Origin of the sequence: Streptomyces flavotricini (assembly GCF_020639365.1) — a bacterium.
GTDB classification, from domain to species: Bacteria; Actinomycetota; Actinomycetes; order Streptomycetales; family Streptomycetaceae; genus Streptomyces; species Streptomyces flavotricini.
This window is the reverse complement of sequence record NZ_JAINUL010000001.1, coordinates 2,550,010-2,569,823: the sequence shown is the minus strand read 5'-3', so window position 1 is coordinate 2,569,823 and position 19,814 is coordinate 2,550,010. Positions and strand designations below refer to the sequence as shown.

General features: G+C 70.4%; 14 protein-coding genes. 7 read left to right on the top strand and 7 right to left on the bottom strand.

What is annotated here, in order from left to right:
* Positions 1-2 precede the first annotated feature (2 nt).
* A complete protein-coding gene (locus K7B10_RS11490; protein ID WP_229336010.1) occupies positions 3-737 on the bottom strand; it encodes an MgtC/SapB family protein in 735 nt (244 codons plus the stop codon).
* Positions 738-765: 28 nt separating this feature from the next.
* Positions 766-3,486 (bottom strand): magnesium-translocating P-type ATPase, encoded by a 2,721-nt coding sequence (gene mgtA, locus K7B10_RS11485; protein WP_229336009.1) that lies wholly within the window; start codon positions 3,484-3,486, stop codon positions 766-768.
* 529 nt (positions 3,487-4,015) lie between these two features.
* On the opposite strand from mgtA, the gene K7B10_RS11480 reads away from it, so the two are divergent.
* From K7B10_RS11480 to K7B10_RS11455, 6 genes are all read left to right on the top strand, one after another.
* Positions 4,016-5,218: an ROK family transcriptional regulator gene (locus K7B10_RS11480; RefSeq protein ID WP_229336008.1), complete on the top strand. Its 1,203-nt coding sequence runs from the start codon at positions 4,016-4,018 to the stop codon at positions 5,216-5,218.
* Between the two features lie 117 nt (positions 5,219-5,335).
* Positions 5,336-6,451: a substrate-binding domain-containing protein gene (locus K7B10_RS11475; RefSeq protein WP_229336007.1), complete on the top strand. Its 1,116-nt coding sequence runs from the start codon at positions 5,336-5,338 to the stop codon at positions 6,449-6,451.
* Between the two features lie 224 nt (positions 6,452-6,675).
* Positions 6,676-7,464: an ATP-binding cassette domain-containing protein gene (locus K7B10_RS11470; protein ID WP_030863128.1), complete on the top strand. Its 789-nt coding sequence runs from the start codon at positions 6,676-6,678 to the stop codon at positions 7,462-7,464.
* Positions 7,465-7,493: 29 nt separating this feature from the next.
* Positions 7,494-8,753 (top strand): sugar ABC transporter permease, encoded by a 1,260-nt coding sequence (locus tag K7B10_RS11465; protein WP_229344947.1) that lies wholly within the window; start codon positions 7,494-7,496, stop codon positions 8,751-8,753.
* A 241-nt stretch (positions 8,754-8,994) separates the two neighbouring features.
* A complete protein-coding gene (gene dxs / locus K7B10_RS11460; RefSeq protein WP_229336006.1) occupies positions 8,995-10,911 on the top strand; it encodes a 1-deoxy-D-xylulose-5-phosphate synthase in 1,917 nt (638 codons plus the stop codon).
* A 123-nt stretch (positions 10,912-11,034) separates the two neighbouring features.
* Positions 11,035-12,531, top strand: a complete 1,497-nt coding sequence (locus tag K7B10_RS11455) for an amino acid permease (protein WP_229336005.1) — start codon at positions 11,035-11,037, stop codon at positions 12,529-12,531.
* Positions 12,532-12,609: 78 nt separating this feature from the next.
* Here K7B10_RS11455 and K7B10_RS11450 read toward each other — a convergent pair whose 3' ends face one another.
* Complete coding sequence (locus K7B10_RS11450) at positions 12,610-13,674, bottom strand: LCP family protein (RefSeq protein ID WP_229336004.1); 1,065 nt, start codon at positions 13,672-13,674, stop codon at positions 12,610-12,612.
* Positions 13,675-13,799: 125 nt separating this feature from the next.
* On the opposite strand from K7B10_RS11450, the gene K7B10_RS11445 reads away from it, so the two are divergent.
* Positions 13,800-14,945, top strand: coding sequence for a PLL family lectin (locus K7B10_RS11445; RefSeq protein WP_229336003.1), 1,146 nt, complete (start codon positions 13,800-13,802; stop codon positions 14,943-14,945).
* A 71-nt stretch (positions 14,946-15,016) separates the two neighbouring features.
* Here the strand turns inward: K7B10_RS11445 and K7B10_RS11440 are convergent, their stop codons facing one another.
* The 4 genes from K7B10_RS11440 to K7B10_RS11425 are packed head-to-tail and all read right to left on the bottom strand — an operon-like array spanning position 15,017 to position 19,740.
* Positions 15,017-16,600 (bottom strand): glycosyltransferase family 2 protein, encoded by a 1,584-nt coding sequence (locus K7B10_RS11440; protein WP_229336002.1) that lies wholly within the window; start codon positions 16,598-16,600, stop codon positions 15,017-15,019.
* A gap of 16 nt (positions 16,601-16,616) precedes the next feature.
* A complete protein-coding gene (locus K7B10_RS11435) occupies positions 16,617-17,417 on the bottom strand; it encodes an Ig-like domain-containing protein (RefSeq protein ID WP_229336001.1) in 801 nt (266 codons plus the stop codon).
* Entirely contained in the window at positions 17,414-18,205 is a 792-nt protein-coding gene (locus K7B10_RS11430) for a rhamnogalacturonan acetylesterase (protein ID WP_229336000.1), read from the bottom strand. The genes K7B10_RS11435 and K7B10_RS11430 overlap by 4 nt, the downstream gene beginning before the upstream one ends.
* Before the next feature lie 2 nt (positions 18,206-18,207).
* Positions 18,208-19,740, bottom strand: a complete 1,533-nt coding sequence (locus K7B10_RS11425) for a bifunctional cytidylyltransferase/SDR family oxidoreductase (protein WP_229335999.1) — start codon at positions 19,738-19,740, stop codon at positions 18,208-18,210.
* Positions 19,741-19,814: the final 74 nt, after the last annotated feature.

Sequence of the window (19,814 nt, the reverse complement as noted above, 5' to 3'; positions counted from 1 at the left end):
GCTCAACCGGAGGAGGCCGACGGGTCGGGCACGACCGACCAGCTGACCGCCGAGACGGACGGGTCGAGCGAGAGGTTGCTGACCGCTTCCTCCAGCATCCGGCCCCCCGCCGCCCCTTCGGCGGTCAGCAGCGCGGACACCGTCACCAGGCCGGCCTCCGGGCCGTCCTGGCTGCGGATCGAGCGCAGCGCGTAGCCCGGACGGCCGAGCGCGTCGACCAGCCGGTGGCGGATGTGGGCCTCCTCCGCCTCCAGGCACACGGCCTCGAAGTGGAAGTCGGTGGCCACCTCCGCCCCGCCGCGCGGTTCGCGGTCGAGGCGCCGGCCCAGCGGGCGCAGCAGGAGGTTGGCCCCCACCACGCCCGCCGTGCCGAAGGCGGCCAGGACGAACATCCCGGTGCCGGCCAGGCAGCCCACGGCCGCCGAACACCACAGGGTGGCGGCCGTGTTCAAGCCCCGTACGCTCAGCCCGTCGCGCATGATCACGCCGGCGCCGAGGAAGCCGATGCCCGACACGATCTGGGCGGCGACCCGGGAGCCGTCGTACTGGACCTCCGAGACGGCGCCGATGAACCCGTACTGCGAGAGCAGCACGAACAGCGCCGCACCGCCCGCCACCAGGGCGTTCGTCCGCAGTCCTGCCATCCGGGCGCGCCACTGCCGCTCCAGGCCGATCGCCGCTCCGAAGCCGAGCGCGGCGGCCAGGTGTCCGGCCATTTCCCCTTCGTTGAGCAGCATCGGCTTTCCCCCTCCTCTGCGCGGCCGTCTACAGCCAGGTGCCGAACCTGCGGATGTACAGGGTCTTCAGCAGCTGCGTGAGCGTGCAGTACGCCAGCAGCACGCCGATCAGCCACGGGAAGTAGCTCGCCGGCAGGGGCACGAAGCCCAGCGAGGCGGCCAGCGGCGAGAAGGGCAGGTACAGCCCGGTCAGCACCGCGAGGACGGTCATCACCATCACCGGCCAGGAGGCGCGGGACTGGATGAACGGGATCTTCCGGGTACGGATCATGTGGACGATCAGGGTCTGCGAGAGCAGGCCCTCGATGAACCAGCCGGACTGGAACAGCGCCTGGTGCGCCTCGCTGTCGGCCGCGAACACGTTCCACATGATCACGAACATCGCGATGTCGAAGATCGAGCTGATCGGGCCGATGCAGACCATGAAGCGGCCGATGCCCTTGGCGTCCCAGTTGCGGGGCTTGCGGAGGTACTCCTCGTCCATCCGGTCCCACGGCGTGGCCAGCTGGGCGATGTCGTAGACCAGGTTCTGCACCAGCAGCATGATCGCGAGCATCGGCTGGAACGGGATGAACGCGCTCGCGACCAGGACCGAGAAGACGTTGCCGAAGTTCGACGAGGCCGTCATCTTGACGTACTTGATCGTGTTGCCGAAGGTGGTCCGGCCCTGGATCACGCCCTGTTCCAGGACGGTCAGGTCCTTCTCCAGCAGAATGATGTCCGCCGACTCCTTGGCGATGTCGACCGCGGTGTCGACGGAGATGCCGACATCGGCGTCGCGCAGCGCGGCAGCGTCGTTGATGCCGTCCCCGAGGAAGCCGACGGTGTGCCCGTCGGCCTGCAGGGCCCGTACGATGCGTGCCTTCTGGACCGGGTTCACCTTGGCGAAGACCGTCGTACGGGCGGCCAGCGCGCGCAGCGCCGTGTCGTCGAGGGGGTCGATCTCGGCGCCGAGCACCACGTGCCCGACGTCGAGGCCGACGTCCGCGCAGACCCGGGCGGCCACCAGGTCGTTGTCGCCGGTGACGACCTTGACCGCGATGCCCTTGTCGGCCAGGGCCTGCAGGGCCCGGGCGGCGTCGGCCTTCGGCGGGTCGAGGAAGGCGAGGAAGCCGACCAGGGTCAGCCGCTCCTCGTCGGCGACGGAGTAGGTGTCCCGCGGGGTGTCCACGGTGCGGGTGGCGACGGCGAGGACGCGCAGGCCCCGGCGGTTGTTGTCCTCTGCGATGCGGGTGACGTGGGCGCGCAGCTGACCGGTGAGTTCGACCCTCCGGCCGCGGTCGCGCATGTGGGTGCACAGGTCCAGGACCTCCTCCACCGCACCCTTGGTGATCATGACGTGCTCGGGGCGGCCGAGGCCGGCCACGACGCTGTTGCGGTCCAGGACCACGGACATCCGGCGGCGGGCGAAGTCGAAGGGGATCTCGTCGACCATCGAGAACCGTGCGTCGACGACAACCTCCTCGGCCTCGTCCACGCGGTTGATGACCGCCTGGTCCATCAGGTTCTTCAGGCCGGTCTGGAAGTGCGAGTTGAGGTACCCGTACTCCAGGACCTCGTCGTCCTCGTCGCCGTGCACGTCCAGGTAGCGGTCCAGGACGATGCGGTCCTCGGTGAGGGTGCCGGTCTTGTCGGTGCAGAGCACGTCCATGGCGCCCAGGTTCTGGATCGCGTTGAGGCGCTTGACGACGACCTTGTGCTTGGACATGGCGACCGCGCCGCGCGCCAGGTTGGCGGAGACGACCATCGGCAGCATCTCGGGGGTCAGGCCGACGGCCACGGCGATGCCGAAGAGGAAGGCTTCGTCCCAGTCGCCCTTGGTCAGGCCGTTGATCGCGAACACGACCGGGACCATGACCAGCATGAAGCGGATCAGCAGGAAGCTGACCTTGCGCACGCCGTTGTCGAAATTGGTCTGCGGGCGCTCGCCGACCAGCGAGCCGGCCATCGAGCCGAAGTAGGTGTCGGCGCCGGTGGCGACGACCACGCCGGTGGCGGTGCCGGAGGTGACCGACGTGCCCATCAGGCAGAGGTTGCTGGCCTCGACGGGGTCGGTGGTCTCGAACTGGCCCCGGTCGTCCGTACGCGTGTCGGCCTTGGCGACCGGCAGGGACTCGCCGGACAGCGCGGCCTGGCCGACCATCAGGTCCTTGGAGGTGATGAGCCGCAGGTCGGCCGGGATCAGATCGCCGGCGGCCAGCTTCACCACGTCACCCGGGACCACCTGGTCCATGGGCACCTCGAAGGTGGTCGGCGCCGAGCCGCTGCCGGCCCGGCGCTGCACCGCGCAGGTGGTGGTGACGAGCTTCTTCAGCGCGTCGGCGGCCCGGCCGGAGCGGAACTCCTGCCAGAAGCGCAGCAGTCCGCTGATCCCCACCATCACGGAGAGGATGACGACGCCCGGATCGGCGGGGTCCTGCCACCACATGACGGCGGCGAGGAAGACGAGGACGCCGATGAAGGGGTTCCAGAACGCCTTCGCCAGCTGGAACCACCAGCGCGGGGCGCGCTCGTGGGCGACGACGTTGGCGCCGTGCCGCTCCAGGCGCAGGGCCGCCTCGGCGTGCGTGAGACCACTGCGGGTGGCGCCGAGCTCCTGGAGGACCGAGGCGCCGGGGCGGGCGCTGAAGCCCGTGAGCTGCTCTCCGGCGAGCCGGGTACGGGTCTCCAGCTCGGCGGCCTTGCGCTCGCGGCGGCCCTTGCCCGGCGGTGCGAGCTTGGTCGGGGTACGGGGGGTGAGCATGGTCATGACGAATACCTCCCTCCACCGCGTCCGGGCAGCACGAAGCCGCGCGGTCACGGGGAGTGATCATGGATCGGCGCGAGAGGGCACGAAACGGCCGTCGGACACGCCGATGGGCATGGATGACGCATGCCGGGCGCAAGCGCCGGGGCATGCGGAAGGGAAAGGAGGGGGAGAAGAAAGAAGAGATCAGCTGATCAGGTCAGCCGACGAGAGCGCTGCAAAGACTTCGATCGGGACTCATCCCGAACACCTCCTTGCGTAGCGCCGTCATCACGGGGCACCCGATCCGGCCGGAAAGCCGCAGAGAACCGGTTGCCTCAGCGACCGTAACACGATCCAGAGGGATGTCTCTCATACTTATGACCGGTAGTGGCCGATTCGTTCTGCGTCAGCCTCTTGACGTCTGGAGGGCCAAAGGCTCGACTTAAGGTTCACAAGTTGGAGAGACGCCGGGGTCTCGGAGCACCAAGCCGCGACCGCCGGCTCGGGGGGCGACGGTCAGCCGTCGCTAATGGGCAGGAGTGGATGAGTCGTGCAGACTCCCGGATCGCAGTCTTCACTGCACCGCGCGAATCTCGAACGGGTCGTGCGGGCGGTGCGGCTCGCGGGTTCGCTGACCCAGGCGGAGATCGCCCGGTCCACCGGACTGTCGGCGGCCACGGTCTCCAACATCGTCCGCGAGCTCAAGGAGGGTGGGACCGTCGAGGTCACGGACACCTCGGCGGGCGGCCGGCGGGCGCGCAGCGTCTCGCTCAGCGGTGACGCGGGCATCGTGATCGGCGTGGACTTCGGCCACACCCACCTGCGGGTGGCCGTCGGCAACCTCGCCCACCAGGTCCTGGCCGAGGAGTCGGCCCCGCTGGACGTGGACGCCTCCTGGGCGGACGGCTTCGACCGGGCCGAAGCCCTGGTCGGAGAGCTGATCGCGGGCATCGGGGTGGGCCTGGAGAAGGTCATCGGCGTCGGGCTCGGCGTGCCCGGCCCCATCGACGTGGAGTCCGGGACCCTGGGCTCCACGGCGATCCTGCCGGGCTGGGCCGGCATCAATCCGCGCCAGGAGCTCTCGCAGCGCCTCGGCGTGCCCGTGTACGTGGACAACGACGCCAACCTCGGAGCGCTCGGGGAGCTGGTGTGGGGGAGCGGCCGGGGGGTCAAGGACCTCGCGTACATCAAGGTGGCGAGCGGCGTCGGCGCCGGCCTCGTGATCAACGGGCAGATCTACCGGGGGCCCGGCGGCACCGCCGGGGAGATCGGGCACATCACCCTCGACGAGTCCGGCCCGGTCTGCCGCTGCGGCAACCGCGGCTGCCTGGAGACCTTCGCGGCGGCCCGGTACGTACTGCCGCTGCTGCAGAGCACGCACGGGCCCGAGCTCACCATGGAGCGCGTGGTCGAGCTGGCCCGGGAGGGTGACCCGGGCTGCCGCCGCGTGATCGCCGACGTGGGCCGCCATGTGGGTAGTGGTGTCGCGAACCTGTGCAACGTCCTCAATCCCAGCCGCGTGGTGCTCGGCGGTTCGCTGGCGGAGGCCGGTGAGCTGATCCTGGCCCCCATACGCGAGTCCGTGGGGAGGTACGCGATCCCCAGCGCGGCACGCCAACTCTCGGTGCTCACGGGGTCGTTGGGGGGACGTGCGGAGGTGCTGGGCGCGCTGGCCCTGGTGCTCAGCGAGATGGGCGATTCGACCCTTCTGGCCGGATCTCCGACCCTCAAGCTCTTGCCTTCAGTTAGATAACGGATGGCACCGTTGTCATCTCGTTAAGGATTCACTCCTTGACGGCAAACTGCGGCCGAGGTTGACTCACGTCCACCTCGGCCGCAATGTTGCGGCCTCGTCAGGGAGGTTCAGGAAATGAACACGCGTATGCGCAGAGCCGCCGTTGCCGTTGCCGCCACCGCCATGGCCGCTTCCCTTGCCGCCTGTGGCAGCGCCAAGGAGGCCGGCGAGAAGCCGAAGGAGTCCGGCTCCGCCGCCGCGGGTGGCGCGATCAAGATCGGTCTGCTCCTGCCGGAGAACCAGACCGCGCGTTACGAGAAGTTCGACAAGCCGCTCTTCGAGAAGAAGGTCGCCGAACTCACCGGTGGCAAGGCCGAGGTGGTCTACGCCAACGCCAAGCAGGACGCGACCACGCAGAACTCCCAGGTCGACACGATGATCACCAACAAGGTGAACGTCCTCGTCGTCGACGCGGTGGACTCCAAGGCCATCGCCGGCTCGGTCAAGAAGGCCAAGGAGGCGGGCATCCCCGTCGTGGCCTACGACCGCCTCGCCGAGGGTCCGATCGACGCCTACACCTCCTTCGACAACGAAGAGGTCGGCAAGGTCCAGGGCAAGGCACTGCTGGAGGCCCTGGGCGACAAGGCCGGATCCGGCCAGATCGTCATGATGAACGGTTCGGTCACCGACCCGAACGCCGCGCTCTTCAAGAAGGGCGCGCACTCCGTCCTCGATGGCAAGGTGACCATCGGCAAGGAGTACGACACCAAGGAGTGGAAGCCGGAGAACGCCAACACCAACATGGCGGGTGCGATCTCCGCGCTGGGCAAGGACAAGATCGTCGGCGTCTACTCCGCCAACGACGGCATGGCCGGCGGCATCATCACCGCCCTCAAGGCCGCCGGCATGGACCCGCTGCCCCCGGTCACCGGCCAGGACGCGGAACTCGCCGGCGTGCAGCGCATCGTCGCGGGCGAGCAGTTCATGAGCGTCTACAAGCCGTACGCCCCCGAGGCCGAGGCCGCCGCGAAGATGGCCGTCGCGCTCGCCAAGGGCGAGAAGCTCGACGGTGTCACCACCTCCAAGGTCGACAGCCCCACCACCAAGGGCATCGCGTCGGTCCTGGTCCCCGTCGTCTCGCTGACGAAGAGCAACATCAAGGACACTGTCATCAAGGACGGTGTCTACACGGCCGACGAGATCTGCACCGACAAGTACGCGGCCGCCTGCACCACCCTCGGCCTGAAGTAGGCCCTGCGGGCCCACCCGGGCCCCGGGCCTCACCAGGCCCCGTCGTCCCGCCGGCCGGAGGCCCGCCCCCGCGGCCTCCGGACACCGGGACCCCCGCGCCTGCCCGGCGCCCCGCCCCTTCCTTCCCCGCCACCCGCGGGGCGCCGGGCAGAAACGATTTCCCCCACCCCACCCCGCTCCTGCACTTACTGCACGACATCCCCGCCGGTCAGGCGGCGAAGGAGATGGTTCATGTGTCCGCTGCGCCCGTGCTGGCGTTGCGAGGGGTCTCGAAGCGATTCGGTGCCGTCCAGGCGCTCACCGACGTAGAGCTCGAGATCCATTCCGGCGAGGTGGTCGCCCTGGTCGGCGACAACGGCGCCGGCAAGTCCACGCTCGTCAAGACGATCGCCGGCGTCCACCCCATCGATGACGGAGTCATCGAGTGGGAAGGCAAGCCGGTCTCGATCAGCAAGCCCCACGACGCCCAGAACCTGGGCATCGCGACGGTCTACCAGGACCTCGCGCTGTGCGACAACATCGATGTCGTCGGCAACCTCTTCCTGGGTCGCGAGCTCAAGCGCCGCGGCGTCCTGGACGAGGTGGAGATGGAGCGCCGCGCCCGCGAGCTCCTGACCACCCTGTCCATCCGGATCCCCAGTGTCCGCATCCCCATCGCCTCGCTCTCCGGCGGTCAGCGCCAGACCGTGGCGATCGCCCGTTCGATGCTGGGCGAGCCCAAGCTCGTCATCCTCGACGAGCCCACGGCGGCCCTCGGCGTCGAGCAGACCGCACAGGTCCTCGACCTGGTGGAGCGGCTGCGCGAGCGCGGCCACGCCGTCATCCTCATCAGCCACAACATGGCCGATGTGAAGGCCGTCGCCGACAAGGTGGCGGTCCTGCGGCTGGGCCGCAACAACGGCGTCTTCAATGTCAAGGACACGTCGCAGGAAGAGATCATCTCCGCCATCACGGGTGCCACGGACAACGCCGTGACCCGCCGCGCGGCCCGCACCGGGGAGGCCGGCAAGTGAGCACCGAACACCACACCTCGGCGGAAGAGGTGGCCCAGCTGGCCAACCCCTCCGCCCCGGCGGACGCCATCCCCGCGGTCGACCCGCGCCTGCTCGTCCGCGAGCAGGGCCTGTCCGGCTACCTGAGCGAGTTCGGCCGCAAGATGAGGGCCGGCGACCTGGGCTCCGTCCCGGTCGTCATCGGCCTGATCGTCATCTGCGGCATCTTCCAGGGGCTGAACGCGAACTTCCTGTCCCCGGAGAACCTGACCAACATCGCGATCACGATGGTCGCCACCGGCATGATGGCCGTGGGCATCATCTTCGTGCTCCTGCTCGGCGAGATCGACCTTTCGGTCGGCTCCGTCAGCGGTGTCTCGGGCGCCCTCTTCGCCGTCATGGCCGTCACCCACGGGGTCAACCAGTGGGTGGCGATCCTGGCGGCGGTCGCGGCGGGTGCCCTGATCGGCGCAATCCACGGCTTCTTCTTCGCCAGGATCGGCGCACCGGCCTTCGCGGTCACCCTGTCGGGCCTGCTCTTCTGGTCCGGCGCCATGCTGCAGATCCTCGGCAGCAACGGCACGATCAACATCGACCCCGACGGTCCGGTGGGCCAGCTCACCACGTACTTCTTCACGGACGTCGCGGCCGGCTACGGCCTCGCCGCGGTCGCGGTGGTCGGGTACTTCCTGGCCAGCTTCTTCGACAACCGGCGCCGCGAGGCCGCGGGGATCCCGTCCCGCCCGGTGAGCGAGATCGCCCTGCGCACGGGCCTGCTGGCCCTGTTCACCTTCGGTCCCGCCGCGGTGTTCAACCAGTACAAGGGCCTCCCGCTCGCGGTGGTGCTCTTCGTGCTCGTCCTGGTCGGCACGGACTTCATCCTGCGCCGCACCTCGTTCGGCCGCAGCATCTTCGCGCTCGGCGGCAGCGTCGAGGCCTCCCGGCGCGCGGGCATCAACGTCACCGGGATCCGCATCACGGTCTTCGCCATCGCGGGCACCTTCGCCGCCATCGGCGGACTGTTCTGGGCCTCCAAGATCGCGGCGGCCAACCAGAGCGCCGGCGCCGGCGACCTGCTGATGAACGTGATCGCGGCGGCCGTGATCGGCGGCACCAGCCTCTTCGGCGGCCGGGGCCGTACCTGGAACGCCCTCCTCGGTGTCATGGTCATCACCTCGATCCAGTACGGTCTGGCTCTCCAGGGCATCGCCACCCCGATCCAGTACATGATCACCGGTGCGGTGCTGCTGGCGACCGTGGTGATCGACTCGGTCACCCGCAAGACCCAGAAGACGGCCGGACGCGCCTGACACCGCGCCCGATGCGGTAAGAACGGTCACAGTGCCCGGCGCCACTTCGTGTGGCGCCGGGCATCCGTGCGTACGTATGTGTGTGCGACTGTGCGGATATACGCCCGTTTGGGATGTGTGACCGAGCGGCGGCGTGTAGATGTATGACAAAGGCGTGACCCACCAGGGACGGCCCGATGACCACCGCCGCGAGCGGAACATTAGACTCGACAGACCAGCAAGCAACTGCAAGGAGGCACGGGTGCTGCTGCCCCGCATCAAGGGACCGCGCGATCTGGACCGGCTCAGCCAGGAGGAGCTCGACCAGCTCGCCGCCGAGATCAGGTCCTTCCTCGTCGACGCCGTCTCCAAGACCGGCGGGCACCTCGGCCCCAACCTCGGGGTGGTCGAACTGACGATCGCCCTGCACCGGGTCTTCGACTCGCCCAAGGACAAGGTCCTCTTCGACACCGGCCACCAGGCCTACGTCCACAAGCTGCTCACGGGCCGCCAGGACTTCGGCGGCCTGCGCAGCAAGGGCGGCCTGTCCGGCTACCCCTCGCGCGCCGAGTCCGACCACGACGTCATCGAGAACTCGCACGCCTCCACCGTGCTGGGCTGGGCCGACGGCCTGGCCAAGGCCAACGAGGTGCTCGGCCGCGAGGACCACCACGTCGCCGCCGTCATCGGCGACGGCGCGCTGACCGGCGGCATGGCCTGGGAGGCGCTGAACAACATCGCCGCCGCCAAGGACCGCCCGCTGGTCATCGTGGTCAACGACAACGAGCGCTCGTACGGCCCCACCATCGGCGGCCTCGCGAACCACCTGGCCACCCTGCGCACCACGGACGGCTACGAGCGCTTCCTGGCCCGCGGCAAGGAGCTCCTGGAGCGCACCCCGGTCGTCGGGAAGCCGCTCTTCGAGACCCTGCACGGCGCCAAGAAGGGCCTCAAGGACTTCATCGCCCCGCAGGGCATGTTCGAGGACCTGGGCCTGAAGTACATCGGCCCGATCGACGGCCACGACATCGAGGCCCTGGAGTCCGCCCTGCAGCGCGCCAAGCGCTTCAGCGGCCCGGTCATCGTGCACTGCCTCACCCAGAAGGGCCGCGGCTACACCCCGGCCCTGGAGCACGAGGCGGACCGGTTCCACGCGGTCGGCGTGATCCACCCGGACACCGGCCTGCCGGTGAAGACCGCCGCGGCCAGCTGGACCTCCGTCTTCGCCGACGAGATGGTCAAGCTCGGCCACGAGCGCGAGGACATCGTCGGCATCACCGCCGCCATGCTCCACCCGGTCGGCCTCAACAAGTTCGCCGAGGCCTTCCCGAACCGGATCTACGATGTCGGCATCGCCGAACAGCACGCCGCCACCTCGGCGGCGGGCCTGGCCACCGGCGGCGTCCACCCGGTCTTCGCGGTCTACGCGACCTTCCTCAACCGCGCCTTCGACCAGGTCCTGATGGACGTCGCCCTGCACAAGTGCGGGGTCACCTTCGTCCTGGACCGCGCCGGTGTCACCGGCGACGACGGCGCCTCCCACAACGGCATGTGGGACATGTCCATCCTGCAGATCGTCCCCGGCCTGCGGCTCGCCGCACCGCGCGACGCCGAGCAGCTGCGCGCCCAACTGCGCGAGGCCGTCGAGGTCAAGGACGCCCCGACCGTCGTGCGCTACTCCAAGGGCGTCGTCGGCCCGGCCGTCCCGGCCGTCGGCCGGATCGGCGGCATGGACGTACTGCGCGCCCCGGGGGCCGAGGTCACCCGTCCGGACGTACTGCTCGTCTCGGTCGGCGCGCTCGCCCCGATGTGTCTGGAGATCGCCGACCTGCTCGACAAGCAGGGCATCTCCACGACCGTCGTCGACCCCCGCTGGGTCAAGCCCGTGGACGAGGCCCTGGCCCCGCTCGCGGAGCGGCACCGCGTGGTCGTCACCGTCGAGGACAACGGCCGCACCGGCGGTGTGGGCTCCGCCGTCGCGCAGGCCCTGCGCGACGCGGGCGTCGACGTACCGCTGCGCGACTTCGGCATCCCGCAGCGCTTCCTGGACCACGCGCTGCGCAAGGAGATCATGGCCGAGATCGGTCTGACCGCTCCGGACATCGCCCGGCAGGTCACCGGCCTGGTCGCCAAGCTGGACGGACGCTACGACAGCGAGCCGGCCGCAGCCGTCGACTAGCTCCGGCGACCGTATCCGGTCACCGCCGATCGCGCGGTTGCACGTCACGGGCCGGGAGATCACCCTTGAGGGGTGGGCCTCCCGGCCCGTTCGTGTGCGTCGTCACCTGTCGGAGGTGCGTCGGTGAGCAAGGACCTGAACAGCGTCTTCCGCACCAAGACGGTCGAGCAGTCCATCCGTGACACGGAGGAGCCGGAACACGCGCTCCGGAAGTCGCTCTCCGCCTGGGACCTGACGGTTTTCGGTGTCGGTGTCATCATCGGCACCGGCATCTTCGTCCTCACGGGCATCGCGGCCCGGAACAACGCCGGACCCGCCACGTCCCTGGCCTTCGTGGCCGCGGGCATCGTCTGCGCTCTCGCGGCGCTCTGCTACGCCGAGTTCGCGTCCACCGTTCCGGTGGCCGGATCCGCGTACACCTTCTCGTACGCCTCGATCGGTGAGCTGCCCGCCTGGATCATCGGCTGGGACCTGGTGCTGGAGTTCGCGCTCGGCACGGCGGTCGTGGCGGTCGGCTGGTCCGGGTACGTGCGCCACCTGATGCATACCAACCTGGGCTGGGACCTGCCCACCGCACTGGCCGGACCGGACGCGGGAGGAAGCTTCGACCTGCTGGCCTTCCTGCTGGTCCTGGCGCTGACGGCGATCCTGGTCATCGGGACGAAGCTCTCGGCGCGGATCACCGCGGTCGTGGTCGCCATCAAGGTCTTCGTGGTCCTGTTGGTCATCGTCGCGGGCCTGTTCTTCATCAAGGCCGACAACTACTCGCCGTTCATCCCCCCGGCCCAGCCGCAGGAGGCGGGCAACGACCTGCACGCGCCACTGGTCCAGCTGATGTTCGGCTACGCGCCCACCAACTTCGGCGTCATGGGCATCTTCACCGCGGCCTCCCTCATCTTCTTCGCGTTCATCGGCTTCGACGTCGTGGCCACCGCCGCCGAGGAGACCAAGAACCCCCAGCGTGACATGCCGCGCGGCATCCTCGGCTCGCTGCTGATCTGTACCGTGCTCTACGTCGCCGTGACGCTGGTGGTCACCGGCATGCAGAAGTACTCGGAGATGTCACCGACGGCGCCACTGGCCGAAGCCTTCAAGTCGGTGAACCAGCCCTTCTTCTCCGGTGCCATCAGTCTCGGCGCGGCAGTCGGCCTGATCACCGTGTGCATGATCCTGCTGCTCGGCCAGACCCGCGTGTTCTTCGCGATGAGCCGTGACGGACTGCTGCCGCGCGTCTTCTCCGTCACCCACCCCAAGTACCGCACCCCCTACCGGGCGACCCTGCTGCTCGGCGGGATCATCGCCATCGTCGCGGGGTTCACCAGCCTGGAGAAGCTCGCGGAACTGGTGAACATCGGGACCCTGTTCGCCTTCGTGCTCGTCGCCCTCGGCGTGATCATCCTGCGCAAGACCCGCCCCGACCTGCACCGCGCCTTCCGCACCCCCTGGGTGCCGGTGATCCCGATCCTCTCGATCGCGGCCTCGCTCTGGCTGATGCTCAACCTGCCGGCCGAGACCTGGATCCGCTTCGGCGTCTGGATGGCCATCGGCATCGTCGTCTACTTCTTGTACGGCCGCAGCCACAGCCGCCTCGGCCGGGCAGGCGTGGACGCGAAGTACTAGGGGCGATGGGCCCACGCGCGAGAGCGGGCCGTACGGGAGGACTTCCCGTACGGCCCGCTCCTCGTGCGGCGCGCGCCGTCAGCCCTTGGCGGGGGAGTTCTTGGCCTCCGCCGGGATCTTCTGGTCGGCGCGCAGGGCTTCCCAGAGCATGCCCGCCTGCGGTTCCGCGACGATCACGCGGTTCGGGTCCACCTTGTCGTAGGCGACCGGCAGCATGATCGTCTCCATGGTGTCCGGGTCGACGCCCTTCATGCTCTGGGCGAAGTCGGCCAGGGAGGTGAGGGAGGCCAGGTCGGAGTCGGTCGTCAGCGACTTCGTGCCGGCGTCGGCCAGTTTGTAGAGCCGGGCCGGGTTGCCGAGGGCGTCCTGCTTCTTGATCTCCGACAGCATCGCCATCATGAACTGCTGCTGGAGGCCTATGCGTCCGAGGTCGCTGCCGTCCCCGTAGCCGTAGCGGGTACGGACGAACTTGAGGGAGTCGGTGCCGTTCAGCCGGTGCGTGCCCGCGTCGAGCTTGAGCCCGCCCTTCGCCCCGCTCATCGGCTTGTCCAGGGTGACGGTGACCCCGCCGAGCGCGTCGACCAGGCCCTTGAAGCCGGCGAAGTCGACCTCGACGAAGTGGTCCACGCGGATGCCGGACATCTGCTCCACGGTCTTGACCACGCAGGCCGGACCGGCCAGCGAGTAGACCGAGTTGAACATGACCCGGTTCGCCGCCTTGACGGTCTTGCCGTCGGCGTCCTTGCATTCGGGCCGGCTGATCAGGGTGTCGCGCGGGATGCTCACCGCGGTGGCCTTGGACCGGCCCTCGGGTATGTGCACCAGCATCGCGGTGTCCGAGCGGGCGCCGCTCACGTCGCCGTGGTCGAGGTCCCCGTTGGCCCCGGCGCGCGAGTCGGAGCCGAGTACGAGGACGTTCTGCGCGCCCGCGACGACCTTCTTCGGACGGTTGTCACCGATGGCCTGGTCGAGGTCGACGCTGTCGATGTTGCCGTTGAGGTGGCTGTACGCCCACCAGCCGCCGCCGGCGGCGGCGAGGATGAGCAGGGCCACCGTCAGCAGCACGATCCGCAGGGCACGCTTGCCGCCGCGCCGCCGCCTGCGCCGGGAGGAAGGAGAGGTGGCAGAGGGCAGGTCGGTCATGGAGGCAGGGCCCTTCTATTATCGATGGGGTGCATCATAAGACACACTTTCGAGTGGCTGGTTCTTTCCGGTGAGGAACGCGGCCGCTTGAGCAGGACATTCTCGGCAGAAGGGTGAAGAGCGGCGTGGTCCGAGGCAAAAGCGGAATACGGGGCGCCAGTTCCTTCCGCGCGGCGCAGGACGCACCCCCGAGCGGACAAGGATCCCGCCGTTCCTCGCCGCCGGCCGGAAACTGGCTGTTCAAGGGGGGCGACGGCCGCCTGACGGCCTACGCGTGCACCCCGCACGGCCTGATGCGCTGGACCGAGGCCGCAGCGCCCCGCACCGGCTGGACCGGCCCGGACACGTTCGGGATCGAGGGCTGGACGGGCCCGGCCGCGATGGCGCAGAGCTCCGAGGGGTACGTGCACTTCGTCGCCCTGCGGGCGGCCCAGGACGGCTCGGGGCGGCCGGAAATCATCGTCTCCACCCAGTTCCAGCCGGGACGTCCCATGACCGAATGGCACAGCCTCGGCACCCCCGGGCTGCGCGGCGGCCCCGCCGACGACCGGCTCGCCGGCCCGCCGCGCATCGCCGTCAACCAGCGCTCCGGCTCCACGCACGTCCTGGTCTCGATGCGCCACGGCGGCGTCCTGCGCCGCAGCCGCAACGCCGAGGGCGCGTGGGGCGGTTGGAAGCAGGTGGCCCCGGAGCCGTACGGGAGCGGGGTGACCCCCCTGATGCCCGTCGGCGGTCAGCTGGAGATGCTCGTCCTCGGACCGGCCGGCGCGGACCGGTGGTCGGGAATCGGCCAGGGCCGCTTCGCGCTCGCGGACCGCATCCCCACCCCGGTCGTCCCCGGCAGCCCCACCGTGTGTGAGACGGGCCCGCGCCGGGTGACGTACTTCTGGCGCTATCCGGGCGACGGCTCGCTCGTCGCGTGGCGGGCCGCCCGGCAGGGCGTCCAGGGCGGCCTGATGGGCCTCGGCGGCGCGGGCGGCCGCGGAGCCCCGGGCGTCGTACGGGCCGTCGTCGGCGGCTACGACTGCACTGTGCTCGCGCAGAGCGGAGCCGAGGGCGACATCGAACTCACCGCCTACGTCACCGAGAACGAGGGCTACGGCACGTGGTGGGCCTCCCTCGGCGGCCACGGCGCGTACGCCCCCCAGGTGGCGGTCGACGCGGCGGGCCGCATCGTCGTGGCCGCCTTCGACGCGGACGGCGCACTGATCTGCACCCGCCAGGACACCACCCAGCAGGGTCTGGTCTTCGGCCCCTGGGAGGCCGCCTGAGGCCTGGGGCCGGAGCGGGGAGCCGGGCGCTCCTGCACCGGGTGCCTGTCGCCCCCCCGGCGCCCCCGGCCTCAGGCCTGCCGCGGCAGCGGCGTCCGCCGGGACACCTCGATGGTGAGACCGCCGGACTCCGTGTAGTACGGGGTGGCCGCCAGCTCCATGCCCCGCGCGTCCGGCGCCGATCCGATCGGCACCGGCATCCGGGCGGTGGTGTCCAGATCGGCGGCCCGCTTCGGTCCGAGCCGCACCTCCTGGGTGACGCCCTCGAACCCGACCGCGAGGTACACGTCCCAGGTGCCGGGCTCCAGCGGCCAGCCGCTGGAGGTCTGCGCCAGGTTGACCCGGGCCGAGAACCGGCCCATCGCCCGGGGCTTGCCCTTGGCGTTGGCCAACGTGTCGTCCCGGCGGGCCGTCACCGCGTAGCTCTCCCGCGCGCCGCTCGTCCGCTCCCGCAGCACGACCCGGGTGGTGCGCTCCTTCGTCGACAGCTGCTCGTAGAAGGCGAAGCCGTCCAGCGTCAGCGTCGGCCCGTCCCACCGGGCCTTCTGCAGCTGGTGGGTGACCGTCATGTCGGCCGTGATGTCGAACAGTTCGTCCGGCAGGGCGACCTGCGGATCGCGGAAGAACGGCAGCGTCGTGAACACCCGCCCGTTCTCCACCGTCTTGCGCACCACCGGCCGGTCCTTGTCCGCCTCGAAGGCGGCGATCCGCTGCGCCTCGGCGAAACGGCCCTGCGCGAGCAGGGCGAACCGTACGGCGACCATGCGCGGCAGCAGTGCCAGCGCGCCCGGGGAGGCCTGGGCGCGCAGCACCTCGGCCGCGGCCCACAGGGCCTGGTCCCGCTCCGCCGCGTCCGTGGCGGCGAGCAGTGCGGCCGCGGTCGCCCTGCCGAGCTCCACCTCCAGGTGGCGCGACTGGAGCTTGTCCCGGCGCGGCCCTTCCGGCAGCTGGGAGGCGACCAGCGCCAGCATCCGGGAGGCGAGGGCGACCCGGTCGGGGAGCGTCGCCCGCTCCGCCGGCGAGGGGCCCTTGACCACGCAGGTCGCGTCGCCGACGACCGAGACGTTGTCCGCTCCCATGAGGGCGCGGGCCGTGAAGGCCTGGCCGTCGCCGATCACCATGTCGGTGGGGAAGGCGAGCCCGCAGCGCTGCAGCAGGCTGGTGCGGAACAGCTTGTCGGGCGTCAGCGACCAGTACGCGCGCGAGGCGTACAGGTCGGTGTAGGCCTGGTTCTTGCGGAACATCGCGGTCTCGACCGCATGGCGGCCCGAGCTCTCCAGCTTGCCCAGGACGACGTCGGCCTCGTGGGCGTCGGCCGCCGCGACCATCCTCTCCAAGGCGTCGGGCGCCAGCCGGTCGGTGGCCTCCAGGAAGATGACGTACCGTCCGCGCACCTGGCTGAGCGCCCAGTTGCGGGCCCCGGCCGGGCTGAGCCCCGGCGAGACCTGCCCCGCGCGCATGAACGAGGCGTACTGGTGGGCCGCGCGGGCCAGCACGGACCCGCTCTCGTCCGTCGACCCGTCGTCGACCCCGATGACCTCCAGCCGCTCCGTGCCGATGGTCTGTACGAGGACGGAGGCCAGGCAGGCGTCGAGCGCGGCGGCCTGGTTGCAGACCCGGACGGCGACGGTCACGTCGGCGACGGCGGTGTACATGATGGGAGGATCCTCGTCAGTTCTGCGGAGCGGAGGGACGGGGCCACGGCATCTCCCCGGTGAGTTCGGGCCATTGCCACGGTCGTGGGGCGCTGTCCGCCGGGTGCTGCGGGAAAGCGCCCGGGATGTGGTCCAGGGAGCCCACGAACACGTTCACGTGCGAGGTGACCTGCCCGGCCGCGGCGGCGGCGACCGTGTACTCGAACCGGTCGTAACCCGTGAAACCGGGGGCGGGCGTGTAGGTGACCCAGCCGTCCGGTGACAGTTCCGCCCTGCCTCCCCGCGGCTGCGTCACGGAGACGCCGGTGCTGCCGGCAGCGGCGGCCGAGAGTACGTTCACCGTGCCCGGCAGCCCCGGTTCGGTCACGAGCCGCAGGCCGCGCGGGCCGCGCGGCCGCAGCAGCAGGGGGTCGGCGGCGAGTTTTCCCGTACGGACGATCTTGCGGTCGGAGGCGTCCGGGATGCCCACGATCAACCGGGGCCGGATGCTGCGTGCCGTGGCCGATTCGCCCACGCGCAGGTGCAGCACCCCCGTCGTCTGCTCCCCGGCGTCCGCGCGGACCCGGAACCAGCGCTGGCGGGGGAAGTACTCCAGCCCCTGTACGCCGACGATCTCGCCGACGGCGGCCAGCGGTTCCTCCAGGAGGTAGGCGCAGCCGCGCGAGGCGCCCCCATCGGGTGCCACGGACATGCCGAACTGAACCGTCTCGCCCGGGGCCACGCCCCGTCGCGGGTCGGCCGAGGTGTACAGGGCCGCGTACACGGAGCCCGGCGACGGGGCGTCGCCGACGGCCTGTCCGCGAAGGAGGAGGTTCACGCGGTGGACTCCTTGGGTGGCGCGGGCTCGGACACCCGGGAATGCGTACGGTGCGAGAACGTCTCCTCGTCCAGCCAGCCCATCTCCTCGTACGAGAACCGGCGGCGGTCGAGATCGCGGACCCACGGGTAGGGGATGACACCCTGCTCGGCGAGGCTGCGGGCGACGAACCGGGCACACTCGATCGCGCCTTCCGGGCGCAGGTGGGCGTTGTCCCCGTCCTGGACGTTCTCCAGCAGCGGCTCACCCGGACGCCGGTGGGCGAAGGGGCCCTTGGACCCCTCCGGCCCGAGCTCTTCCCACCATTGCAGGCTCTGGCCGTACAGGTCGACGACGGGCACGTGCTCGTCGTCGGCCAGCTGCCGTGCGGCGAGCGGGTAGTCGCCCGGCGATCGGGCCGCGTTGCCGTGCGCGTCCATGCGGCGGCGCTCGTACGGCAGCACGATCACGGGATGGGCCTGCCGCTCACGTGCGCCGTGCACGTACGCGGCCATGTGCTCCTGATAGGTGGAGAACGGCTCGGTGCGAAGCCCCGGATCCGCCTTCCCCTCTTCCTGACCGAACGCGACGAGCAGGTGGTCACCCGGCTCCAAGTGGTCCAGGACCCATTGGAGCCGCCCCTCCTCACGGAAGCTCTTCGAGCTCGCGCGGGCGCGGGCACAGTCGACCACCTCGACCGTGTCGGTGAGGAACAGCGCGAGCGCCTGGGCCCAGCCCGCCATCGGCAGGTGGCCGTGGGGCCGGGTGGCCGCCGCCGAGTCGCCGGCGACGAAGATCCTGTTCGTCACGCCTAGACCTCCTGGTCCTCCGTGGCCTGCGCCAGTACGGACGCCAGCGCCGCCTCGAAACCGGAGCGCTGCTGCGGCGCGGACGCCACTGCCGCCTGTGCCGGGGTCGCGGTCGGGTCCTGCTTGCGTACGTCGATGACGTGGCCCGTCATCTCGGAGAGCAGTACGTCCAGGGAGGTCAGGGCGACCGACTCGGACGTGAGCAGCGAGGCCGAGGGCTCCTGGCCGAAGGCCTTGGTGCGCATGGGGGTGGCGGTGCGCTCCGGGTTCACGCAGTTGACGCGGATGCCGTCCTCGGCCCACTCGTCCGCCAGCGCCTGGGTCAGGTTGACCATGGCGGCCTTGGTCGAGGAGTACAGGCTGTACTCGGCGCGGCCGCGGGTGTAGCTGCTGGAGGTGAACAGCAGCAGCTGCCCCTGGGTCTCGCTGAGGTACTTGTACGAGGTCCGGGCGATGTTGACCGGCGCGAGGTAGTTGACGTCGAGCGCCTCGCGGATCGTCTCGTTGTCGGTCTCGTCGAGGCGCCCGACGCGCAGCACGCCCGCGGTGTTGACGACGTAGTCGATGCGGCCGGTCTCGGCGTAGGCGCCGGCCAGTGCCTGCTCGACGTGGTCGAGGTTCTCCACGTGCGTGCCGGTGGTGGAGCGGCCCAGCGCGAAGACGCGGGCGCCGAAGCCCTCGGCGATGCGGGAGATGTCGGCGCCGATGCCGTACGAGCCCCCGAAGACCACCATCGTCTTGCCGGCCAGCTGCTCGCGGTACGCGGCCTCGCCGGCCTGGGCGGGCGCGGCGTGGGAGGCGAGCTGGAACAGCTTGTCGGCGATGAAGACGTCGACCGGCTGGGTGACCTTCATGTTGTAGTCGTCGCCGGTGACGATGTGCACCGGGACGTGGGGCAGGTACTTGACGACGACGGAGCAGTCGTCGGTGGCCTGGAAGAAGGGGTCCGCGGCGGCCCGCTCGTACGCGGCGCGGATCGTGGAGAGGTGGAAGCCCTGCGGGGTCTGGCCGCGGCGCAGCCGGGAGCGGTCGGGGACCTCGGTGATGAACTCGCCGTCGTTGCCGTGGGTACGGGTCACGATGACGGTGTCGGAGGACGGGATGGCGACGTCGACGGCCTGGTAGCGCTCGAGGGACTCGACGCATTCGCGCACCACGCGCTGCGAGAGCAGCGGGCGGACCGCGTCGTGGAACAGCAGGTTGCAGTCCTCGCCCTCGCCGAGCCCGGCGGCCGCGGCCTCGATGGCGATCCGGGTGGTCTCGCTGCGGGTCGAGCCGCCCGCCAGGACCCGGGTGACCTTGCCCAGCTTGGCCCGCTCGACGATGCGGCGGGCGTCCTCCACGTACGCGGGCGTCATGAGGAGGATCACCTCGTCGACGTCCGGCGCGTTCTCGAAGACGTGGAGCGTGTGCTCCAGGATCGGCTTGCCGGCGATCTTGAGCAGCTGCTTCGGTATTTCGAGCCCGATGCGCTGGCCGGTGCCACCCGCGAGAACGACGGCGACGGTGCGGTGGGGGACAGGTCTGGAGGACAAGGCTCCTTCTTCCTGAGTGAGGGGTGCGGCACGGCGGTGGGGCGGGGCGGCGGTCGGGGGGTGGGGCGGTGCGA

What these genes read in the sequence shown, in the direction of transcription:
- K7B10_RS11470 (WP_030863128.1), top strand. Translation starts at nt 6,676, where the DNA reads ATGGTTCATGTGTCCGCTGCGCCCGTGCTGGCGTTGCGAGGGGTCTCG.
- K7B10_RS11450 (WP_229336004.1), bottom strand. Translation starts at nt 13,674, where the DNA reads ATGACCGACCTGCCCTCTGCCACCTCTCCTTCCTCCCGGCGCAGGCGG.
- K7B10_RS11475 (WP_229336007.1), top strand. Translation starts at nt 5,336, where the DNA reads ATGAACACGCGTATGCGCAGAGCCGCCGTTGCCGTTGCCGCCACCGCC.
- K7B10_RS11490 (WP_229336010.1), bottom strand. Translation starts at nt 737, where the DNA reads ATGCTGCTCAACGAAGGGGAAATGGCCGGACACCTGGCCGCCGCGCTC.
- K7B10_RS11440 (WP_229336002.1), bottom strand. Translation starts at nt 16,600, where the DNA reads ATGTACACCGCCGTCGCCGACGTGACCGTCGCCGTCCGGGTCTGCAAC.
- mgtA (WP_229336009.1), bottom strand. Translation starts at nt 3,486, where the DNA reads ATGACCATGCTCACCCCCCGTACCCCGACCAAGCTCGCACCGCCGGGC.